Source organism: Kitasatospora sp. MMS16-BH015, assembly GCF_002943525.1.
GTDB lineage: Bacteria > Actinomycetota > Actinomycetes > Streptomycetales > Streptomycetaceae > Kitasatospora.
This window is the reverse complement of record NZ_CP025394.1, coordinates 8,576,861-8,596,613: the sequence shown is the minus strand read 5'-3', so window position 1 is coordinate 8,596,613 and position 19,753 is coordinate 8,576,861. Positions and strand designations below refer to the sequence as shown.

The following is a 19,753-nucleotide window of genomic DNA, read 5'->3' as shown; positions in this document are numbered from 1 at the left end:
CGGTTCGAGGGATTCGCTCATGTTCGGGTGGCTCACTCACTGGGACTCGTGACCGCGCCCGGCGGCATTGGCCGCCGCCGGGCGCGGACTTACCGGATCGGCTCGGCTCAGTAGTCGAACTGGGCGTCGCCCGCGATGACCCCGTGCAGGGACGGCACGGCCGTCACCGGGCCGCCGCTGGAGGAGGACGAGGACTCCGAGGAGGAGGACGAGGACTCCGAGGAGGACTTCACGAACTTGCTCGTCACCTTGACCACCTTCGCGGTCGCCTTCGCGGTGGCGGCCGCCGCGTTCACCACGGCAGCGGCCTTGGTGGCCTCACTGACGATGGCGTGGAAGAACTGCGGCTTCGCGCCGTTGTCGAGCACCGTCGCCGAGGCGAGCGAGGTCTTGGCGGCCACCGCCTGCTTCGGCAGGGCCTCCGCCGAGGCCGGGCCACCCGTCACACCCACGACCGCACCGGCGGCGAGGGCCGACGCGAGCGCACCGGCGACCAGCTTGTTGTTGCGCATGTTTCTCTCCTTCTGACTGTTGACCTTCGGCGCATCAGCGCCGGACACGGCGTCATGACAAACCGGAAGGAAATCCCCCGACAGGAGTGAGAAACCCCGTCGCAGCACCCCCCGGCCACCGCGCTGTGGAAGAACGTACAAGACGACCGGCCCGCTCCACGGCCGGCGCCGAATCGGCACCGCCGGTGGATCCCGTCGGTGGGGGGATCGGCTTCTTAAAGGAAGCACGCGCGCGAATACGGGCTCTGCCCTTCCGGGATTCCGGTGGAAAATCCCGCCGATCGGCGGGGGTCCATCGAAGGGGGCGGTGCCTTCGTCGGCCCTGTTCCCGCCGATCGGGGCTTCCGCGACCTTCCCCACCTGGGGTAACGTCACGGCGTTCGCATCCCGGACGGCACTGCACCCTAGGGAAAATGTCACATGCCACAGCTCTCTCCCGACCGCCGGGTGCGGGTGCTCGTGGTCGACGACGAAGCCCTCGTCCGGTCCGGCATGGCCCTGATCCTCGGTGCCGCCCCCGATCTGGAGGTCGTGGCGGCCTGCCACGGCATCGAGGCCCTCGACATCGTCCGCCGCCTGCGCCCCGACGTGGTCCTGCTGGACATCCGGATGCCCGGGATGGACGGCTTCGCGGTGCTCCGCCGGCTGACGGCGCTGCCCGCCCCGCCCCAGGTGGGCGTGCTGACCACCTTCGACTCCGACGAGCACCTCGCCGAGGCCGTCCGCGGCGGCGCGAGCGGCTTCCTCCTCAAGGCCACGCCGCCGACCGAACTGGTCCGGGCCGTCCGGGCGTTGGCCACGGGCGCGGGCTGCCTCTCCCCCGCGATGGCCAGACGGCTGGCGGCCGGGGGCCGACCGCGGGCGGCGGCCCGGTCCGGGCAGCTGGACGAGGTGCTGTCGCCGCGCGAGCGCGAGGTGCTCACCTTCCTCGCCCAGGGGCTCTCCAACCCGGAGATCGGGGCACGGCTGAACATCCGCCTCACCACGGTGAAGGACCACGTCAGCACCGTGGTCGCCAAGCTCGGGGTGACGAACCGGATCCAGGCCGCCGTACTGGCCGACCGGGCCGGCCTGCTGGCCGAGGCCGAGCAGCTGTGACGCCACGGCCCACCGCCGCGACCCCATCGCCGCAGGCCACTGCCCCGGCCACCGCCCCGGCCCCCTCGCCCGGGCTGCTGCCCTGGGCCGACTGCTCCCCCAGCCGACGACTGGCCGTCGACGCCGCGCTGACCGCGCTCTCCGTGACCGACACCGTGCTGAGCTTCCCGCCGGGCCCGGCGGGGCCGGCCTTCGGGCTCTCGCTGCTGACCGCAGCGGTGCTGCTCGCCCGCCGACGCCTCCCGCGCGCGGCCCTGCTGGCCGGGCTCCCCGGCATCCTGACCGGCGACGCCTTCGTCTCGGCCGCCGTGCTCAGCTACACCCTCGCCCGCAGCCTCGTCCCGACCTGGCAGAAGCTGCTCGGCACCTCGCTGGTGATCGGCACCGTCTTCCTGCCCTGGCCGCTCGCCCTCCTGGCCCAAACCTCGGTCGACCACCTCACCGAACAGCTCATCTACTCCACCCTCCTCGGCGCCGGCCCGGCCGCGCTCGGGCTGCTCGTCCGAACCAGGACGGAACTCTCCGATCGAGTAACGGAGTTGGCCGTGCTACGCGACCAGGAGCGGGCCCTCCACCAGCAGACCGTCATCGCCCAGGAGCGGGCCCGGATCGCCCGCGAGATGCACGACGTGGTCGCCCACCAGGCCAGCCTGATCGCCGTCCAGGCCGGTGCCCTCGAGGTCACGGCCGAGGACTCGAACGTCAGGGCGGCCGCCGGCACCCTGCGGACCCTGGCCGTCGCCACCCTCGACGACCTCCGCGAGCTGGTCCTGGCGTACCGGGCCGTCGGCGACCACGGCCCCACCCTGGCCGACCTGCCCACCCTGGTGGACTCCGCCGGCCTGCCCGTCACCCTCGACGCCGAGCTGCCGCACCGCCTCCCCGACCACCTCGAACGGACGGCCTACCGCACCGTCCAGGAGGCCCTGACCAACGTCCGCAAGCACGCCCCCGGCGCCGCCACCACCGTCCGCCTCCGCCTCGCCGACGGCCACCTCCTCCTCACCGTCCACAACACCGCCCCACCCGCAGGCCTCCCCCACCCCGACCTCCCCACCGGCGGCCACGGCCTCACCGGCCTGCGCGAACGCGCCGCCCTCCTCGGCGGCACCCTCACCACCGCCCCCACCACGGCCGGCGGCTTCGAGCTCCACCTCCGCCTCCCCCTCAGCCTGGGCGCCTAGTGCTGTGACCGGGGAGGCCCCCCGGGTTCGGTCCTGCTCCAGGATCCGATGGCCATCGGCGGTGCCGGTTTGCGAGGGGCGAACCCGGAAGGCGCGCTGGCGAGCGGCCTGACGATCCGGCCGGCCGGCTGCGACGCTCACACAGCCGGTGTCGCCGTCGCCGAGGAGCGCTCCGGCGTCCGGCTCCACCGCCTCGACGCCGTGCCCCTGCCGCCGGCGTCCGGCCGGTCAGCAGCTCAGGTTGCCTCCCGTGGGCACGCCGAGGACGGCCGCGAATGAGGTGTAGGCGTTGACCCGGGACTGCACCTGGGCGGGGTTGCCGCCGTTGCACTCGAGCGAGCCGTTGATGGAGCGGATGGTCTCGCCGAAGCCCGCGCCATTCACCATCGCGTTGTGCGGGGTCATGGTGCCCGGGCCGTTCTGGGTCATCCAGTACCAGAGGCCGGTCTTCCAGGCGACGGCCGGGTCGGTCTGCACCAGGTTGGGGTTGTCCAGCAGGTCGATGCCGAGCGCGTCCCCGGCCGCCTTGTAGTTGAAGTTCCAGCTGAGCTGGATCGGGCCGCGGCCGTAGTACGCGGCCTGGCCGGCCGGGCAGCCGTACGGCTGCGAACTGTCGCAGTAGTGGGGGTAGTTGGCGGTGTTCTGCTCCACGATGTACACCAGGCCGCCGGTCTCGTGGCTGACGTTGGCCAGGAAGGCCGCGGCCTCCTGCTTCCGCACCGTGTCCGAGCCGGTGGCGGCGAAGGCCGGGTAGGAGCTGAGCGCCGCGACCAGGCCGGCGTAGGTGTAGAAGGAGTTCCGGCTCGGGAACAGCTGGTTGAACTGCGCCTCGGAGACCACGAATCCGCCCGGGTTCGGCACGGTCGAGGTCGGGCTCGGGCTGGGGGTGCCGCCGCCGGTGCAGGTGTACGGGCTCCAGTACCAGGTGGAGATCGTCGGGTCGTAGCCGGGGTTGTCGTGGGTGGCGATGTAGTACTGGCCGTTGGGCGCGTACCTGACCACGGCGCCGGTGGCGTACTGGGTGCCGGCCACCCAGACCGGGTGGTCGCAGCTCGGCGCCGTGCCGCTCGGGCTGGGCGAGGGGCCGCTGCCGCCGCAGGCGCCCTGGTCGGCCCAGACCCCGGAGCCGCCGGTGCTCGGGGCCTCGCCCTGGGTCCACCACTTGGCGCCCCAGTTGTGGCCGTTGTACGAGGCGGTCGTGCCGCCGGTGTAGACCTGCGCGGCCGAGTACGGTGCCGCGCAGGCCGCGGCCGCCGTCGAGGTCGCGGGGACCGCGACGGCCAGGCCGGCCGCGGCGAGCACGCCGGACAGCAGCGCGGCGATGTTCCGCTTGTTCATGTGCCACTCCTCGTGGGGGTAAGGACGGGCAGGGCAGGGGGACCCGCCGCGCACTCAACTCCAAGTGGTCCAGACCTGTCAAGAGGTCAGGAACGAACCCCGGGAACGATCCGCCGGCTGCCGGGCGTCACCCCTTCACGGTCTCCCAGACCGGGTTGGTGGCCAGGGCCTGCAGCTGGTCGACCGAGAGGACCGGCCGGCTGCGGGTCGGGGCCTGGGGCTGGGCGGGGGTGTTGTAAGACCAGATCGTGACGCGGAGGTGGTCCGGGCGGAGGATGTCGATGCCGTTGCGGACCAGGCCCGGTTGGCCGGCGTAGTCGCGGTCGCTGGAGCGGAGCACCCGGGTGCCGTCCGGCAGGACCGGGGCGTTCTGGAAGCTCTCGGTGACGTCGGACCAGGTGCTGACCCCGGGCTTGTAGACGCTCCAGTCCTGGACCCCGATCTCCACCAGGCTCTTGCCCCGGCCGTCGTCCACCGTGAAGTGCGCCCCCGAGTCGTCGCTGCCGCCGGCGTCCGAGGCCACCAGGTGGTCCGGGAGCAGCGGGGCGATCGCCTCCAGGATCTTCGCGCTCGGCGGGAAGTTGAAGCTCTTCCGGGCGATGTCGGCCGGGGAGACCGCCGGCACGGCGGGGATCGCGGCCAGGGCGGGCCGCCAGCCCGGGTCGGTGACGATGCCCTGGAGCTGGGCCGGCGTCAGCGGCGGGTCGGTGCGGGTGGTCTCGACCAGCTTCTGCCCCGGGGTGTTGGTCTCGGTGAGCTTGAGCGAGGTCCCGTCGGGCCGGTCCAGTTCGGCCGACCAGCGCTTGGCCCCGAGCTCGCGGGCAGGGAAGTACCAGTCCTGGAGCAGCACCAGCGTCGAGCCGTCCTGGAGCGTGGTGCGGTGGCAGACGGCGTACGGCGAGGAGACGGGGTCGGGGCAGGAGCCGAGGGCGTCCGGCTTCACCGGGAGGGTGTTGTGGCGCAGGCTCAGCCTGAGCCAGGCCTTGCCGTGGCCGTCGTCGAGGACGTAGGAGGCGAAGGTGTCCGGGGAGTCCGCCGTGGGCACGGTGCCGTGCCCGGTGGGCTCGCTGAGCGTCCAGGAGGGCAGCAGCGAACGCAGCCGGTCGAGCAGCTGCACGTCGGTGGCCGGCACGGCCGGCACGGTCGGTGTGGCCGAGGCAGTGCGGCTGGGGCGGGGGCCGGCCGACGGGGCGTCGCCGGGGGCGACCACCGTGGCCCGGGTGGCGCCGGCCGGCTGCCAGGCCAGCGCCGCTCCGCCGCTGACCAGCAGGACCGCCAGGGCGGCGGCCCCCACGGCGGCGGCGCGGCGGCGGCGCTGACGGCGCCGGCCGCGCACGGTCGCACCGAAGGTCATCGCCTCGCTGCCCAGGGCGGGGGCGCCGTCAGCAGCCAGGCGCAGCACCTCGGCGAAGCTGGCCTCGAGGAAGTCGTCCGTCCGGTCGTCAGTGGGCATGGCCGAGTACCGCCTTCGTGGTCGTGGCTGCCGCCGGCTTGGCGGTCCGGGCTGCCGCAGGGGCGGCGGGTGCAGCGGGTGCCGCAGGTGCCGCGGCTCTGGCGAGGTCGGCGTCCTGGTCGGTCAGGCTGCTGCCGAGCAGCTCGCGCATCCGCCCGAGCGCCCGGTGGCTGCGCGAGCGCACGGCGGCCTCGCTCATGTCCAGCGCGGCGGCGGTCTGCGCCACGGTGCGGTCCTCCCAGAAGCGGAGCACCAGCACGGCGCGGTCCTTGGGCGGGGCCTCGGCGAGGGCCCGCAGCAGGGCCACCCGCAGGGTCGGGTCGACGTCGCTGACCGCCATGTCGGGGAACTCGTGGGTGGCCCGCTCGGTGCTGCTGCGCCGCCGGCGGTAGGTCAGGAAGGTGTTGGCCAGCACGGTCTGGGCGTAGCTGGCCGGGTTCTCCAGGCCGGATATCCGGCCCCAGCGGACGTAGAGGCGGCTGAGCGTCTCCTGCACGAGGTCCTCGGCCAGGTGGCTGTCCCCGCGGGTCAGCAGGTAGGCGGTCTTCAGCAGGTGGCTGCCGCGGGCCGCGACGAAGTCCGGGAAGGCCGGTGGCCCGGGTGGGGCCTGATCGGGGATCACGGTTGGTTTCACGGTCCTAGGAACGCAGTGGGGAGGTCGGAGTGTTGCAAAACCTGGCAGAACTCGATCTTCCCAGGCCTAGTGATGATCGTCACTGCCCCTCCGCTGCCACGGATCGGGCACCCCACGTCGTCTCTCCGGAACGGGGTATCCCTTCCAGGAACGAGGTTGTGACGGTGCGAACCACTCGGCGAACCACCCTGCTGTTGACCGGCGGCATAGCGACGGCGCTCGCCTTCGCGCTGGTCCCCGCCGGCCCGGAGCCGGCCACCCGGCCGGTGGCCGCCCGCGCCACGCCCCCGGGCACGCCACCGAGCCCCAGCCCGCCGCCATCGCCATCGCCGACCCCGACACCGACCCCGACCTGGGACGGCCAGGTGCACGTGATCGGCGACGGCTCCACCGCCGACACCGGCCCGGCGCCCAAGCAGCCGGTGCCGCAGAAGCTGAAGCCCGGTGAGCAGCCGCCGCAGTTCGTGGTCTTCTCCTGGGATGGCGCGCTGGAGGGCGACGACCACCTGTTCTCGCACTTCCTCGACGTGGCGGAGCAGAGCAACGCCCAGATGACCTTCTTCCTGACCGGGCTGTACCTGCTGCCCAAGTCCAAGCGCACGCTCTACCACCCGCCGCAGCACGGGGCGGGCAGCTCGGCCATCGACTTCCCGACGGACCAGCACATCAAGGACACCCTCGCCCAGCTGCGCCGGGCCTGGGCGGACGGCGACGAGATCGGCACCCACTTCAACGGGCACTTCTGCGCGCCCACCCCGGGCAGCGGCAAGGACTGGAGCAGCGCGGACTGGCAGGAGGAGACCCGGCAGGCCTACTCCTTCGTGGAGAACTGGAAGACCAACACCGGGTACCAGGACCTCCCGCCCCTGCCCTTCGACTACCGCAAGGAGCTGGTCGGCGGCCGGGCGCCCTGCCTGGAGGGCCGGCAGAACCTGCTCCCGGTGGAGAAGCAGCTGGGCTGGCGCTACGACGCCAGCTCACCGGGCGACTTCCAGATCTGGCCCGCCAAGAGCGGCGGGGTCTGGAACTTCCCGCTCCAGCAACTCCCCTACCCGGACCAGGACTTCCAGGTCCTCTCGATGGACTTCAACTTCCTGGCCAACCAGTCGAACGGCAACCTCTCGCACGACACCTCGAAGTTCCGCAGCTGGCAGCAGGAGGCCCAGGACGGCTACCTCAACGGCTTCGAGCGGGTCTACCACGGCAGCCGGGCACCGCTGTTCATCGGCAACCACTTCGAGACCTGGAACGACGGGATCTACATGAAGGCCGTCGAGGACGTGATGCGCACCGTCTGCACCAAGCCGGACGTGCGCTGCGTCTCGTTCAAGGAGCTCGCCGACTGGATGGACGTCCAGGACCCGTCCGTCCTGGCCAAGTTGCGCACGCTGGATCCTGGCCAGGAGCCGGACTGGGCCTCCTTCGTCAAGGGCTGACGGCGGCCGGCAGGGCCTTCTCGTAGCTGCTCCAGACGTCCACCGGCAGGGAGTTCGCCGCCGGGGACTTGGCCGGGTCGCCCTGCCCGTCCAGCGGCAGGGCCTGGACGCTGTGCGCGTCCAGGCGGAACACCGCGACGGCGGTGGACCGCCCGCCGCTGTAGCCGACGAACCAGCCGGCGGTGTTCTCGTGGGTGGTGCCGGTCTTCCCGGCGGCCGGGCGGCCCGGCAGCTGGGCGCCCGTGGCGGTGCCGTGCCGGACGGCCTCGGTCAGGGCCGCGTCGACCTGGCCGGCCACCTCCGGGCTCAGCGCCCGGGCCGGGGCCGGCTTGGCGAGCGGGAGGTCGGTGCCGTTGCGGGTGATCCGCTGCACCGTGTACGGGTCGGCGTGCAGGCCCCCGGCGGCGAAGGTGCCGTAGGCGGCGGCCATCCGCAGGGCGCTCGGCGTGGAGTTGCCGAGGGCGAACTCCGGCACCTGCGGGCCCAGGCTGTCGGGCAGCAGGCCCAGCGCGGTGGCGGTCTTGCGGACCCGCTCCAGGCCGACGTCCAGGCCGAGTTGCTCCAGCGCGCTGTTGGCCGACTGCGCCACCGCCTCCTGCAGGGTGATCTTCCCGAAGGACCGGCCGCCGTCGTTGAGGCCCTTGACGATCTTCCCGTTGCGGTCCCAGTACGGGCCGACGGCGGTCTGCATCGCGGCCCGGTCCTCGCCCTCGTAGGTGGTGCCCGGGGAGACGGTGGTGCGCCGGGCCGCGTCCGGCTGACGCTGGGTGCCCTGGGCGAGGGCGGCGGCGTAGACGAAGGGGGTGAAGGCGGTGCCCGCCGGCACCAGGGCCGAATTGGCGTTGTCGTAGCCCTGCTTGAGGTAGTCCGGGCCACCGTAGACGGCGAGCACCCGGCCGTCGGCGGCCACCGAGGCGGCCCCCACCCGGAGCCCCGCGTCGGCCTTCAGCCGGCCGGTGGCCTCCTGCACGGCGCCGGTCAGGGCGGTCTCGGCCGGGCGCTCGAAGGTGGTGCGGATCTGGTAGCCGCCGAGGTCGAGCTGGGCGTCGGTGATGCCGGTGTGCGAGGTCACGTACTTGCGGGCCAGGTCGACCAGGTAGCCGGTCTGGCCTCGCAGGCCGGCCGCGGCCGGGGGTGCCTGGGGTTCGGGGAAGGTGGTGTAGCGGGCCCGCTCGGCGGCGGAGAGCTTGCCGGTCTTGACCATCCGGTCCAGGATCCAGCTCCAGCGCTCCACCGCTCGCTGGTGGTTCTCCGGGCTCACCGCCGGGTCGAACAGCCCGGCGCCCTTGAGCAGCGAGGCCAGGAAGGCACCCTGGCTGGGGTCGAGCTGGGAGACGTCCTTGCCGTAGTACGCCTGGGCCGCCCGCTCGATGCCGTAGCCGCCCCGGCCGAACCAGCTGGTGTTGAGGTAGCCCTCCAGGATCTGCTGCTTGCTCAGCCTCCCGTCGAGCTTCACCGCCATGAACATCTCGGTGACCTTGCGGCCGATCGTCTGCTTCTGGTTCAGGTAGGCGTTCTTCACGTACTGCTGGGTGATGGTGGAGCCGCCCTGGGTCTCGCCGCCGGTGGCGATGGCGTACACCGCCCGCAGCAGGCCCTTGGGGTCGACCCCCTGGTCCGTGTAGAAGCTCTCGTTCTCGGCCGCCACCACCGCCGCCTGGACGCCCTCGGGCACCCGGCTCAGCGGCACGTCCTCCCGGTTGACCTCGCCGGTGCGGGCCATCTCGGTGCCGTCGGCCCAGTAGTAGACGTTGTTCTGCTGCGTGGCGAAGGCCTTGAGGTCGACGGGGATCTCCGTGGCCCGGTAGGCGTGGAAGGTGACCCCGGCCAGCCCGGCCAGGCCGACCAGCACCGTCAGCAGCAGGCGGCGCCAGGAGGGCAGCCATCGACGGGAGGGCAGCAGGCGGCGGAGGCCGGTACGGCCCGGGCTCCGCCGCGCTGCGCGGTCACGGGTGCTGGCTGGCATGCGTCCCCCACTGTTTCGGACAGTCGTTCGTCTCCTTCCTAGACGAGTCGACCGGGGGATCCCGTTTCATCCGTCGCCGACGGCGGCTCCGGGCCCGCTCAGCCGGTGCGGACGGTCCGCAGGCCGGCGGGCACGGCCCACCACTGGTCCGGACGGTCCACCACGGGGGCGGTGAGGCCCTCGGCGGTGACCCGGGCCAGCCGGAGCAGGTAGGCCGCGATGCCGGCCGCGCCCTGCATCCAGGAGGTGTTGGGCGGCAGCAGCGGCGGGTCCTGACGGTGCTCCAGGAACTGCCAGCGGGCACCGCCCTGGTCGCGGACGGCCCGTTCGAGCAGCGCCTCGCCCATGGTGTGCGCCCCGCGCAGCAGCAGGGCGGCCCTCGCCTCCTGCCCGTCGGCCCAGGCCGCCTGGGCGGCGTCCAGCAGGATGTCGCCGACGCCGGCCGTGCCGCAGCACCGGCCGTCGTTGTCCCAGAACCCCGGCCGCAGCCGCTCCGGCAGGCCGGAGGCGAGCACCGAGTGCAGGCATCTGCGCCGCAGCTCCTCGGTGCCGAAGCCGCCGACCTCCTGTACCCCGGCCCGGGCCAGCGCCGCGAACAGGTGCGAGGTGCCGGCGGGCCCGTGGCACCAGGTGTACGTCACCGGCTCCACCTCGCGGGTGGAGGGCGGGATGGTGTGCGGCACGACGAAGCCGCCGTCGGCGGTGGAGCCGACGGCCAGCAGGTGCCGGGCGCCCAGCACGGCGGCCTCCACGAACTCGGGCCGGCCGAGCTCGGCTCCGGCCAGGGCCAGCGCGGTGGCAATCCCGGCGGTGCCGTGGGCGTAGTTCGGGCACCTGGACGGCGCGCCCGGGATCATGCCCCAGTCCAGCCCGCCCTCGGTGCGGTCGGCCGTGCGCAGCAGCGATTCGCCGCCCGTCTCCAGCACGGCCCGGGCCTGCTCGCCGCCGGTCCACAGCGCCGCCAGCATCACCCCGGCCGTCCCGGCGACCAGGTCGAGCACCGGCCCCCGGTAGCCGGGTTCCAGGTCGAGGGTGGTGTCCCAACCGTCCGGGGTCATCAGCTCGGTGAGGCGGCGCAGCGCGATCGCCTCGGTGCCGGGGGCGAGCAGCCGCAGCGCCGTCGCGTCCCCGGCCAGCCCGTCGTAGAGGGAGGGCTCGGTGCGGGTGGCCGCCGTCCGGGAGAGCCGGGCCACGATCCCCGCCGCGAGCTCCCGCTCCGCCGGCTCCAGGGGCCGGCACCGGGCGATCTCGGCGAGCACCGGCGCGAGCCCGCCGATCCCGGCGTACAGGCAGTCCCGGTCGGCGGCCGGCTCCGCCTGCGGCTCGCCCTCGACCACCCGCTCGGCCAGCCAGGGCCCGTCCTCCTCCCGCACCTGCCCGAGCACCCAGGCCCAGGCCGCCTCACCCGTCTCGCGGTACACATCGCTCTCAGCCATCGCGCCAGGCTACTCCCGAAGTCGAGCGAATACCTGATTCATTTTCATCAGGTAAAGCAAGAGCAAAGTGAACGTATATGTGACGCAATACACTGTGCCCTTATGGGCGATTTGCCGTCTCCGTACCGATACCAGCCGATTACCCGGAGCTACGGCCGGGCTACGGTCTTGGCAGTTGTGTCCGCTTCCGCACCAGATCGGATCCCTTCGTCCATGCACCACGCACCACCCACGCCCGCCCCGCGTGGCCGTCACACCCCAGGCCGGCCCGGCAAGTTGCTCGCCTACGGCGGCCTCGCCGCGCTGACCTCGCTGGCCCTGCTCGGGTCGGCCGTCCCCGCGCTGGCCGCTCCGGCGCCCGCGCCCACGTCCGCCATGGCCGGGGAGAGCATGGCGAACACCACCTCCGCCCCCGGCCCGCGCCCCGGCCTCGTCACCGAGGCGCACTCGGCCGAGGCGGCGCTGGCCGCCGCGGCCGCCGGGCAGCGCCGGGTCGAGGTGCTGGAGCGCCGCACCGAGACCTCCACCACCTGGGCGGAGCCGGACGGCAAGCTGACCACCACCTTCAGCTCCGGCCCGATCCGGATGCTGCGCGACGGCGCGTGGGTGAACGTCGACGCCACCCTGCACCGTCAGGCCGACGGCACGGTGGCCGCCGAGGCCCACCCGGGCGAGCTGAAGCTGGCCGGCTCCGGCGGGGCCAAGGCCCGCTCGGTGGCCGCCGCGGCCGCCGCGCCCCGCAGCGAGAACCGCGACCTGATCACCCTGGGCGTCGGCGAGCGCCGGATGGCCGTGCAGTGGAAGGGCGGCCTGCCGGCGCCCGTCCTCGACGGCCACCGGGCCACCTACCCGCAGGCCGTCCCCGGGGCCGACCTGGTGGTGGACGCCACCCGCACCGGCTTCGAGCAGTACCTGGTGCTCAAGGAGCGCCCCGCCGAGGCCAAGGCGCCCTGGACCGTCCCACTCTCGCTGCCCGGTCTCAAGGCCGAACAGCAGCCGGACGGTTCGGTGGCCTTCACCGACCGCGCCTCCGGCGAGCAGGTCGCCACCATGCCCGCCCCCGTGATGTGGGACGCCACGGTCGACCCCCGCTCGGGCGAGCGCACCCGCTCGGTGCCGGTGCCGATGACGCTGCGCCAGGACGGCGACACCGTCGAGCTCACCCTCACCCCGGACAGCGCCTTCCTCGCCGACCCGGCCACGCAGTACCCGGTCACCGTCGACCCGGCCACCGACGCGCTGGGCTCGCTCTTCGACACCTTCGTGCAGGAGGGCGACACCACCGACCAGTCGGCCAACACCGACCTCAAGCTCGGCTGGCCGGGCGACTGGGCGGACACCGCGAAGAAGCGCAAGCGCGTCGCCCGCTCCTTCCTGACCTGGGACACCTCGGTCTTCGCCGACGCGCTGGTCAGCAAGGCGCAGCTGTCGCTGTTCAACTACCACTCCTGGTCCTGCGAGAGCCGGCCCTGGGAGGTCTGGGCCGCGAACGGCGGTGACACCAACACCCGGTGGACCAACCAGCCGGCCCTGCTGGAGAAGGCGACCACCTCCACCGAGACCCGCGGCCCGAACTGCGCCAAGGGCCCGGGCTGGGTCACCGCCGACCTGACCCGCCTGGCCCAGACCTGGTCCAGCGCCAAGGCGCAGACCGGCAGCATCGCGATCAAGGCCGCCGACGAGAACGACACCTACGGCTGGAAGCGCTTCTACTCCTCGGAGTCCACCGCCGAGCAGATCCCGCAGCTGACCGTCAGCTACAACTACCGCCCGCGCAACGGCAGCAACCTCCAGGCCGGCCCGCCGTACTTCGCCCAGGGCGGCGTGTTCAAGGTGAACACCACCACGCCCACCCTGCGGTTCACCCCGGAGGACGCCAACCACGACGACCAGGTCACCGGCACCTACGAGATCTCCGACGCCGCCACCGGCGCCGTGGTCACCACCCTCACGGCCCCGCCGGTGCCGACCGGCGAGACCTCCAAGCTGGTCGTCCCGGCGGGCAAGCTGGCCGACGGGAAGTCCTACACCTTCCGCACCACCACCCAGGACGGCACCCACTGGGCCAACGGCTGGTCCGAGCCCGTCACCTTCACCGTGGACACCGGCCTGCAGCTCACCCCCGAGCTGCGCACCCTGGCGGCCGTCAACTCCGCGCTGGACGCGGCCGACATCACCCCGGCCACCACCAGCGACGCCAAGTACGCGGCAATCGCCGCCAACGGCACCAACACCGTCGGCGTTCCGTGGGGCACCGCTGACGCGATCAGCGTCAGCTCCACCGGCAGCGGCAGCATGGCGATGGGCCTGCCCACCGCCCAGCCGCGCGGCGTCGCGCTCAACGGCAACGTGGTGTACGCCGACCCCGCAGGACCGGTGGACACGGTCGCCCAGCCGACCCTGGACGGCGGTGCCCGCACCTTCCAGGTGATCAAGAACGCCAGTGCGCCGCACCAGTTCACCTCCACGGTGCAGCTGCCGCCGGGCGCCGTGCTCACCCCCTCCGAGAGCGGCACCGTCGCCATCACCTCCGGCACGGACGAGGCCCCCGTCACCCACGGCGTGATCGACGCCCCCTGGGCCCGGGACGCCAACGGCAAGGCGGTGCCCACCTCCTACCGGGTGGAGGGCAACAAGCTCGTCCAGGTGGTCGAGTTCGACGCCGGCACCGCCTTCCCGGTGGTCGCCGACCCGCGCTTCTCCTTCGGCATGGGCATCTACTTCAACGCCCGTGGCGTGGAGTGGAAGGCCTGGGGCATGGCGGCGGTCTCGGCCGGCTGGGGCGGCTGGCTGTACGGCTGCACCGCGGCCAAGCTGCCCGCCAAGATCCTCGGCCTGGGCAAGATGATCTGCGGCGCGGTCGGGGTCAACGCCTGGACCAACCTGGTCAAGTGGCTCAAGGAGATCGCCTACTGGAACCTCTCCCCCAACGGCTGCTACCAGACCAGGCTCAGCCCCCGCAACGGCAAGCTGACCAAGGTCAGCGACAAGAACTGCCGCTAGGCCCGTCCCGAGGAGCCCCGCCATGCCCGTCCGCACACCCTGGTGGCTGAACCTGCTGGCCCTCGCCGCAGCCCTCGGCCCCTGCCTCTGGCTCGGCCTGCCCTGGTACGTGGCCGGCCCCGCCGCGCTGGCGACCGGGACGGCCTCCGACCGGGCCTGGCGGTACGCCCTCAACCGTCGCTCGCGCGAGCGGCGGTGACCGGCTGACGCATGCGAGGTGCCCACGGACCACCGTCCGTGGGCACCTCGCATGCTCGGTCACCCCTCCCGGCGCAGCGCCCGGAAACTCTCTCGGACAGCGCGCCATCCGCCGACGGCTGGGGCACCGAGAGCGGGGCGGTGACGGCGGGCGGCCGCACCAGGCCCGCGTCCGGATCCACCATCGCGTCCGCCGTCCGGCCGAGCAGCAGGTCGTCCACGTCGTACACGGCGCGGTGCGCCTCCCGCGGCACGCCGACGTTGACGCTGGTCGCGGAGCCGCCGCCCACACTCTCGCCCACGTGGTGGTAGGCGCAGGGCCAGTACAACAGGTCGCCGGGCTCGGGCTCGGCGGTGAACGAGCTCTCCAGGTACGGCTGGTAGTCAAGCACGGTGGTGACCGGCTCGGTCCACGGCCGCTGCCGCCAGAACCGCATCCGCTTGCGGCCCTCCAGCGCGAACATGAAGGTCGCGAAACGGTCCTTGTGCACGCCGACCGGGGTGTGCTCGTCATTGCCGTGGAACAGCCTGGTGATGGCCCCCGAGAGCGGCAACCCGGTGGGCTCCCACAGGGGCGCGAAGAAGGTCACGCTGGCGCTCCCACTGCCCGGCGTGGAAGGCGTGGAAGGCGTGCACGGTCAGCGCGGCGGGAAGGGCAAGTGGGCCACCCCTCGCATCGAGCGGGACCGCGACACGGTCTTGTCCCGGCCCACAGGGTCGTCAACAGATCTTTCGTAACCGGAATCAGCATGCGAATTTCCGAAACCGGGACAGACCAGCCACTCGACGGCATACCACCCACCGGCCCGACCCGGTCAGTAGACGGTGGCCCGGCTCGGCGTTGCGGTCGGCAGGAAGATCGCGAGCGGGGTCGCCGCCGTGTCCGTGACGATCCAGGGATGTGAGACGTAGGTCTGCTGGACGTAGGACTGGCCCGGCTCCAGTTGCAGGTAGAAGATGCGGGAGCCTTGGTAGTCGAGCCAGTGGATCCGTACGGTCTCGCTGCGCCGGTTGACGAACTCGACCTCGGTGGAGACGTCACCGGCCGTGGAACGGAGCGCCTCCTCCCGCGCCGGTGGCAGCGGCAGGAGCCGGGCCCGGTCCGTCGAAGGCGGGGGCGCGGGCGAGAGCGCCGACCGGCGCAGGCCCTCGGCGACCGCCCTGAGCGTGTCGCTCGCCTCGGCGGCGGATACGGGCCGGTCGGCCGGGTCCTTCGCGAGCAGCGCCAGGACCAGCCGTTCGAGCTCGGCGGGGATGCCGGGCCGGAGTTCGGTGAGGCGGGCCGGGGGCTGGGTGAGGTGCTGGCGCATGAAGGCGGGCAGCGACGGGCCCGGGAAGGGCGGGCCGCCGACGAGCAGCGCGTGCAGGGTGGCGCCGAAGGAGTACAGGTCGCCGGCCGGTCCGGTGTCCTTGCCCTCGTACTGCTCGGGTGCCATGTAGGCGGCCGTGCCGAGCACGGTGCCGGGCGCGGTGAGGCCTGCGGTGGCATCGGCGTGGCGGGCTATCCCGAAGTCACAGATCTTCACGCCGCCGCCGACCAGCTCCATCAGGTTGGCCGGCTTGATGTCGCGGTGCACGACCCCGTGCCGGTGCGCGTGATGCAGCGCGTCCGCCACCGGCGCGGTCAGCTCCACCACGCGTGCGACCGGCAGACCGGTCGGGCTCGCCTCGATCAGCGCCTGGAAGTCGATGCCGGCCAGCAGCTCCATCACGAAGAACGGGCGCCCCCGGTGCTCTCCGATGTCGTACACGACGGTGATGCCGACGTGCTGCAACCGGGCACCCGTCCGGGCCTCCCGGCGCAGCCGAGCGGTCAACCCGGGGTCCGCGTCCACGATCTTCACGGCGACCGGCCGGTCCAGCTCCCGGTCGTGCGCCGACCACACCTCGCCCATGCCGCCCCGGCCGATCAGCGCCTCCAGCAGATACTTGCCACCCAGCACCTCGCCTCGGTACACCGTCAGCCCCTTCCGCCACATGCCCGATCCCGCCGCCGCGCCCCCGGCCCGGCTCTGGCCGGATCGTTTCAGGAAAGGCCCTCCCCGAGGGGGCGAACGGCGGAACGTACCCGAGGGCTCAGCGGGGCAGCGCGGCCGGCCGGACCGGGTGCTTGCTGAGGATGGAGACCCGGTTGAAGGCGTTGATGGTGACGGCCACCCAGATCACGGCCGAGATCTGGTCCTCCGTCAGGGTCGCCCGGGCCACGGCGTAGGCGGACTCCTGGGCGGTGGCGTCCGCCGGGTGGGTGGTGGCCTCGGCCAGGGCGAGGGCCGCCCGCTCCTGCGGGGTGAACACCTCGGTGTCGCGCCAGGCCGCGAGCACGCCGAGCCGCTGCACGGTCTCCCCGGCCTTCACGGCGGCCTTGGTGTGGGCGTCCAGGCAGAAGGCGCAGCCGTTGAGCTGGGAGACCCGCAGGTTGACCAGCTCCACCAGCCGGCGGTCGAGGCCCGCCTCGGCGGCCACCGTGCGGACCGCCTCGGCCGTCCCGAGTAGCGCCCGGTACGCCTGCGGGCTCTGCTTGTCGACGTACACCCGCGGGTGCGCCGAGGCCACTGCCGCCTCGCTGGTCACTGCACTCACTGCACTCACCTGGGAACCTCCGGCCCGTCGCTCACGCTCTCACTTCGCCGTACCATGGTAGTTGAATACGGAACCACCCCGGCGTGCCGGCAGAGCGGGAGCGTGCACCACCATGAGCAGCAACGAGACCCAGCCACCGGTGGAGGTCCTCTCCGCCCGGGACGTGCCGCTCGGCGGCCCCCGCGCGATGACGGTGCGCCGCACCCTGCCGCAGCGGGCCCGCACCCTGATCGGCGCCTGGTGCTTCGTCGACCACTACGGCCCGGACGACGTGGCCGCCACCGGCGGGATGGACGTCGCCCCGCACCCGCACATCGGCCTGCAGACCGTGAGTTGGCTGTTCAGCGGCGAGATCGAGCACCGCGACAGCCTCGGCGTGCACGCCTTCGTCCGCCCGGGCGAGGTGAACCTGATGACCAGTGGGCACGGCATCTGCCACTCCGAGGTCTCCACCCCCGAGACCACCGTGCTGCACGGCGTACAGCTCTGGGTGGCGCTGCCGGACGAGCACCGCCACACCACGCGCGACTTCCACCACCACGTCCCGGCGCCCGTCGCACTGGACGGCGGCGAGGCCCGGGTCTTCCTCGGCACCCTGGCCGGCGACACCTCCCCCGTCCCCACCTTCACCCCGCTGCTCGGCGCCGAGCTCACCCTCCACCCCGGCGCCGCCACCACCCTCGCGATCGACCCCACCTTCGAGCACGGCCTCCTCGTCGACCAGGGCGAGGTCACCATGGCAGCCACCCCACTCAAGCCCGCCGACCTCGGCTACCTCGCCCCCGGCCCCACCACCCTCACCCTCACCAACCCCGGCACCATCCCCACCCGCCTGATCCTGCTCGGCGGCCCGCCGTTCGAGGAACGGATCGTCATGTGGTGGAACTTCCTCGGCCGATCCACCGAGGAGATCGCCCAGGCCCGCGAGGAGTGGGAGCAGCAGGGGCCCCGGTTCGGCGAGGTGCACGGGTACGACGGTGCGTGGCTGCACGCACCGGAGCTGCCGACCGTGCCACTGAGGCCGCGGGGGCGTGTGCACTGAGCTGTGGAGACGAGATCCGGGACGGGCCCTGCCGCACCATCGCCTTCGGCGCGGACCGCCGAGAACCCGGCCCCCGGAGAAGCTCGGGGTACGTGATCCGAGCCCCTCGGCGCAGGCGGCCTCGGCTCCGCGTGACGCCAGGTCTTCCGGCTCTCCCCGGCCGAATCGCCCTCCCCACCGGGCCGATGGCCACTTAGCCAAGGCTAAGCTAATATCGCGGAGTGAACGCTCACACTCCCCATCACCACTACTGCGGCACCCACGACCTGCACAGAACCGTCCGGCGGGTCGCCGCCGTCTGCATCGGCTGGTACGCCGTCATCCTCGTGTCCCAGCAGGCGCATCCCGGCCCGGATGTTCGAACGGCGGCGCTCGGCGTCCACCTGCTGAGCCTCGCGGTGGGCTTCGGCGCGGTGCTCGCCGTCGACGGGATGGGCCTCGCGGTTTTGGCGGGTCGCGCCAGGCTGGCGACCCTGCTCGCCTTCTCCGCCCGTGCGGAGTGGCTGATCTGGAGCGGCTTCCTCGGCCTCGCCGTCTCCGGCACCGCCCTGCGGCCGGACTTCGGCGACCGCTGGACGGCGGTCAACCTGACTGCGGCTCTGGTCGCAGCGCTCAACGGCGTCTTCGCCCACCGGCTGCGCACCACGCTTCCCGCCACGACCGCGGCGAGCACCTGGCGGGACCTGCCCGCGTCGTACCTGTGGCGGGCCTCCGCAGCAGCAGTCGTGTCGCAGGTCGCCTGGTGGACCTCGATCCTGATCGGGACGCTCACCAGCTGACCCCGCACCAGCACACGTCTCAGGGGCGTTTGGCGGGTCCCACACTACGGCGTAGCACGATTTCGGGGGTGAGGTGGAGTTGGGTGTGGGGGGTGGGTTGGTTTTCGAGTTGTTCGACGAGGAGTTCGAGGGCGCGGCGGCCGAGTTCGGGGAAGTCCTGGCGGACTGTGGTGAGGGGTGGGATGAAGTAGGCGGCTTCGGGGATGTCGTCGAAGCCGGTGACGCTGATGTCGTCGGGGACGGGGCGGCCGGCCTCGTGGAGGGCGCGCAGCAGGCCCAGGGCCATGTGGTCGTTGGCGCAGAAGACGGCGGTGACGGCGGCCTGTTCGGCGATGCGCAGGCCGGCCTGGTAGCCGGAGCGGGCGCTCCAGTCGCCGCGTTCCACCGCCGGCACGGGTGCGCCGGCCGCTTGCAGGGTCTGGCGCCAGCCCTGTTCGCGGTCCTGGCTCTCCAGCCAGTTGGCCGGCCCGGCCAGGTGGTGGACGGTGCGGTGGCCCAGGTCGAGCAGGTGCCGGGTGGCCGTCTGCGCGCCGGCCCGGTTGCCCACCGACACCATCGGCACCCGGGTCTGGTCACCCGAGCCGACCGCGACCACCGGCACCGAGGTGGACAGCCGCCCCACCGCGCTCACCGCGGAGGTCTGCGGCGCGATCACCACCACCCCGTCCACCCCCTGGTCACGCAACCGGTCCACCGCCTCCTGCACCGAACGCCCGTCCAGCGACCGCAGACTCGTCACACTCACGAAATACCCGGCACTGCGCGCCGCCCGCTCGATCCCGTCCAGCATCGACGCCGGCCCGTACAACGTCGAGTCGAAACTCACCACACCCAACGTCTGCGAACGCCGCGTCACCAACGCACGAGCCGCCGAATTCGGCCGGTAGTCCAACTCCCGGATCGCCGCCAACACCCGCTCCCGCGTCTGCGACCGCACATGCGGAGCACCGTTCAACACCCGCGACACCGTCTGATGCGACACCCCCGCCAGCTTCGCCACATCCGCCATCACCGGCAGACGCTGCTCCGCCCCGACACTGTCGCCACCCACACCCGACCCCCTCCTCGACTGCCCACCACACTACGCGACCAAG

Annotated in this window: 17 protein-coding genes; 7 read left to right on the top strand and 10 right to left on the bottom strand. The window is 72.8% G+C overall.

Features of this window, described 5'->3' with window-relative positions; translation table 11 throughout:
* Positions 1-107: 107 nt before the first annotated feature.
* The gene (locus CFP65_RS36985) at positions 108-512 is read right to left on the bottom strand and encodes a hypothetical protein (RefSeq protein ID WP_104820269.1); all 405 of its coding nucleotides are present in this window, start codon (positions 510-512) and stop codon (positions 108-110) included.
* Between the two features lie 420 nt (positions 513-932).
* Here CFP65_RS36985 and CFP65_RS36980 point away from each other — a divergent pair, with 420 nt between their 5' ends.
* Together CFP65_RS36980 and CFP65_RS36975 are read left to right on the top strand one after the other, a co-directional pair.
* Positions 933-1,610 (top strand): response regulator transcription factor, encoded by a 678-nt coding sequence (locus CFP65_RS36980; RefSeq protein WP_104820268.1) that lies wholly within the window; start codon positions 933-935, stop codon positions 1,608-1,610.
* Entirely contained in the window at positions 1,607-2,794 is a 1,188-nt protein-coding gene (locus tag CFP65_RS36975; RefSeq protein ID WP_104820267.1) for a sensor histidine kinase, read from the top strand. The genes CFP65_RS36980 and CFP65_RS36975 overlap by 4 nt, the downstream gene beginning before the upstream one ends.
* A 228-nt stretch (positions 2,795-3,022) precedes the next feature.
* On the opposite strand, the gene CFP65_RS36970 is transcribed toward CFP65_RS36975, so the two are convergent.
* The 3 genes from CFP65_RS36970 to CFP65_RS36960 all read right to left on the bottom strand — a co-directional run bounded on the left by CFP65_RS36970 (position 3,023) and on the right by CFP65_RS36960 (position 6,204).
* Positions 3,023-4,132, bottom strand: a complete 1,110-nt coding sequence (locus CFP65_RS36970) for a glycoside hydrolase family 19 protein (RefSeq protein WP_104820266.1) — start codon at positions 4,130-4,132, stop codon at positions 3,023-3,025.
* Between the two features lie 127 nt (positions 4,133-4,259).
* Complete coding sequence (locus tag CFP65_RS36965; RefSeq protein WP_104820265.1) at positions 4,260-5,585, bottom strand: hypothetical protein; 1,326 nt, start codon at positions 5,583-5,585, stop codon at positions 4,260-4,262.
* A complete protein-coding gene (locus CFP65_RS36960; protein ID WP_104821397.1) occupies positions 5,575-6,204 on the bottom strand; it encodes a SigE family RNA polymerase sigma factor in 630 nt (209 codons plus the stop codon). The genes CFP65_RS36965 and CFP65_RS36960 overlap by 11 nt, the downstream gene beginning before the upstream one ends.
* A gap of 173 nt (positions 6,205-6,377) precedes the next feature.
* On the opposite strand from CFP65_RS36960, the gene CFP65_RS36955 reads away from it, so the two are divergent.
* Positions 6,378-7,655, top strand: coding sequence for a hypothetical protein (locus tag CFP65_RS36955; RefSeq protein ID WP_371682503.1), 1,278 nt, complete (start codon positions 6,378-6,380; stop codon positions 7,653-7,655).
* Here the strand turns inward: CFP65_RS36955 and CFP65_RS36950 are convergent.
* Both CFP65_RS36950 and CFP65_RS36945 read right to left on the bottom strand, forming a co-directional pair.
* Positions 7,645-9,621: a transglycosylase domain-containing protein gene (locus CFP65_RS36950; RefSeq protein WP_104820264.1), complete on the bottom strand. Its 1,977-nt coding sequence runs from the start codon at positions 9,619-9,621 to the stop codon at positions 7,645-7,647. The genes CFP65_RS36955 and CFP65_RS36950 overlap by 11 nt on opposite strands.
* A 98-nt stretch (positions 9,622-9,719) precedes the next feature.
* Positions 9,720-11,057 carry a lanthionine synthetase LanC family protein gene (locus tag CFP65_RS36945; RefSeq protein ID WP_104820263.1) on the bottom strand — a complete coding sequence of 446 codons (1,338 nt, stop codon included), beginning with the start codon at positions 11,055-11,057 and terminating at the stop codon, positions 9,720-9,722.
* Positions 11,058-11,270: 213 nt separating this feature from the next.
* Between CFP65_RS36945 and CFP65_RS36940 the strand changes: the two genes are divergently transcribed.
* Both CFP65_RS36940 and CFP65_RS39510 read left to right on the top strand, forming a co-directional pair.
* Entirely contained in the window at positions 11,271-14,060 is a 2,790-nt protein-coding gene (locus CFP65_RS36940) for a DNRLRE domain-containing protein (RefSeq protein ID WP_158702556.1), read from the top strand.
* Positions 14,061-14,082: 22 nt separating this feature from the next.
* On the top strand, positions 14,083-14,259 hold the full coding sequence (locus tag CFP65_RS39510; protein ID WP_158702555.1) for a hypothetical protein: 177 nt from the start codon (positions 14,083-14,085) through the stop codon (positions 14,257-14,259).
* On the opposite strand, the gene CFP65_RS36935 is transcribed toward CFP65_RS39510, so the two are convergent.
* From CFP65_RS36935 to CFP65_RS36925, 3 genes are all read right to left on the bottom strand, one after another.
* Positions 14,231-14,848: a JmjC domain-containing protein gene (locus CFP65_RS36935; RefSeq protein WP_104820261.1), complete on the bottom strand. Its 618-nt coding sequence runs from the start codon at positions 14,846-14,848 to the stop codon at positions 14,231-14,233. The genes CFP65_RS39510 and CFP65_RS36935 overlap by 29 nt on opposite strands.
* Before the next feature lie 225 nt (positions 14,849-15,073).
* Positions 15,074-16,216, bottom strand: coding sequence for a protein kinase (locus tag CFP65_RS36930; protein WP_158702554.1), 1,143 nt, complete (start codon positions 16,214-16,216; stop codon positions 15,074-15,076).
* A 118-nt stretch (positions 16,217-16,334) separates the two neighbouring features.
* Positions 16,335-16,838: a carboxymuconolactone decarboxylase family protein gene (locus CFP65_RS36925; RefSeq protein WP_371682502.1), complete on the bottom strand. Its 504-nt coding sequence runs from the start codon at positions 16,836-16,838 to the stop codon at positions 16,335-16,337.
* Between the two features lie 112 nt (positions 16,839-16,950).
* On the opposite strand from CFP65_RS36925, the gene CFP65_RS36920 reads away from it, so the two are divergent.
* Complete coding sequence (locus tag CFP65_RS36920; RefSeq protein ID WP_104820259.1) at positions 16,951-17,880, top strand: pirin family protein; 930 nt, start codon at positions 16,951-16,953, stop codon at positions 17,878-17,880.
* Between the two features lie 221 nt (positions 17,881-18,101).
* Positions 18,102-18,659: a hypothetical protein gene (locus CFP65_RS36915; protein WP_104820258.1), complete on the top strand. Its 558-nt coding sequence runs from the start codon at positions 18,102-18,104 to the stop codon at positions 18,657-18,659.
* Positions 18,660-18,678: 19 nt separating this feature from the next.
* Here the strand turns inward: CFP65_RS36915 and CFP65_RS36910 are convergent, their stop codons facing one another.
* Entirely contained in the window at positions 18,679-19,668 is a 990-nt protein-coding gene (locus CFP65_RS36910) for a LacI family DNA-binding transcriptional regulator (RefSeq protein WP_104821394.1), read from the bottom strand.
* Between the last annotated feature and the right edge of the window lie 85 nt (positions 19,669-19,753).

Coding starts and splice junctions, on each gene's coding strand:
- CFP65_RS36920 (WP_104820259.1), top strand. CDS start 16,951: ATGAGCAGCAACGAGACCCAGCCACCGGTGGAGGTCCTCTCCGCCCGG.
- CFP65_RS36910 (WP_104821394.1), bottom strand. CDS start 19,668: ATGGCGGATGTGGCGAAGCTGGCGGGGGTGTCGCATCAGACGGTGTCG.
- CFP65_RS36940 (WP_158702556.1), top strand. CDS start 11,271: ATGCACCACGCACCACCCACGCCCGCCCCGCGTGGCCGTCACACCCCA.
- CFP65_RS36965 (WP_104820265.1), bottom strand. CDS start 5,585: ATGCCCACTGACGACCGGACGGACGACTTCCTCGAGGCCAGCTTCGCC.
- CFP65_RS36980 (WP_104820268.1), top strand. CDS start 933: ATGCCACAGCTCTCTCCCGACCGCCGGGTGCGGGTGCTCGTGGTCGAC.
- CFP65_RS36985 (WP_104820269.1), bottom strand. CDS start 512: ATGCGCAACAACAAGCTGGTCGCCGGTGCGCTCGCGTCGGCCCTCGCC.
- CFP65_RS36950 (WP_104820264.1), bottom strand. CDS start 9,621: ATGCCAGCCAGCACCCGTGACCGCGCAGCGCGGCGGAGCCCGGGCCGT.
- CFP65_RS36970 (WP_104820266.1), bottom strand. CDS start 4,132: ATGAACAAGCGGAACATCGCCGCGCTGCTGTCCGGCGTGCTCGCCGCG.
- CFP65_RS36945 (WP_104820263.1), bottom strand. CDS start 11,057: ATGGCTGAGAGCGATGTGTACCGCGAGACGGGTGAGGCGGCCTGGGCC.
- CFP65_RS39510 (WP_158702555.1), top strand. CDS start 14,083: ATGCCCGTCCGCACACCCTGGTGGCTGAACCTGCTGGCCCTCGCCGCA.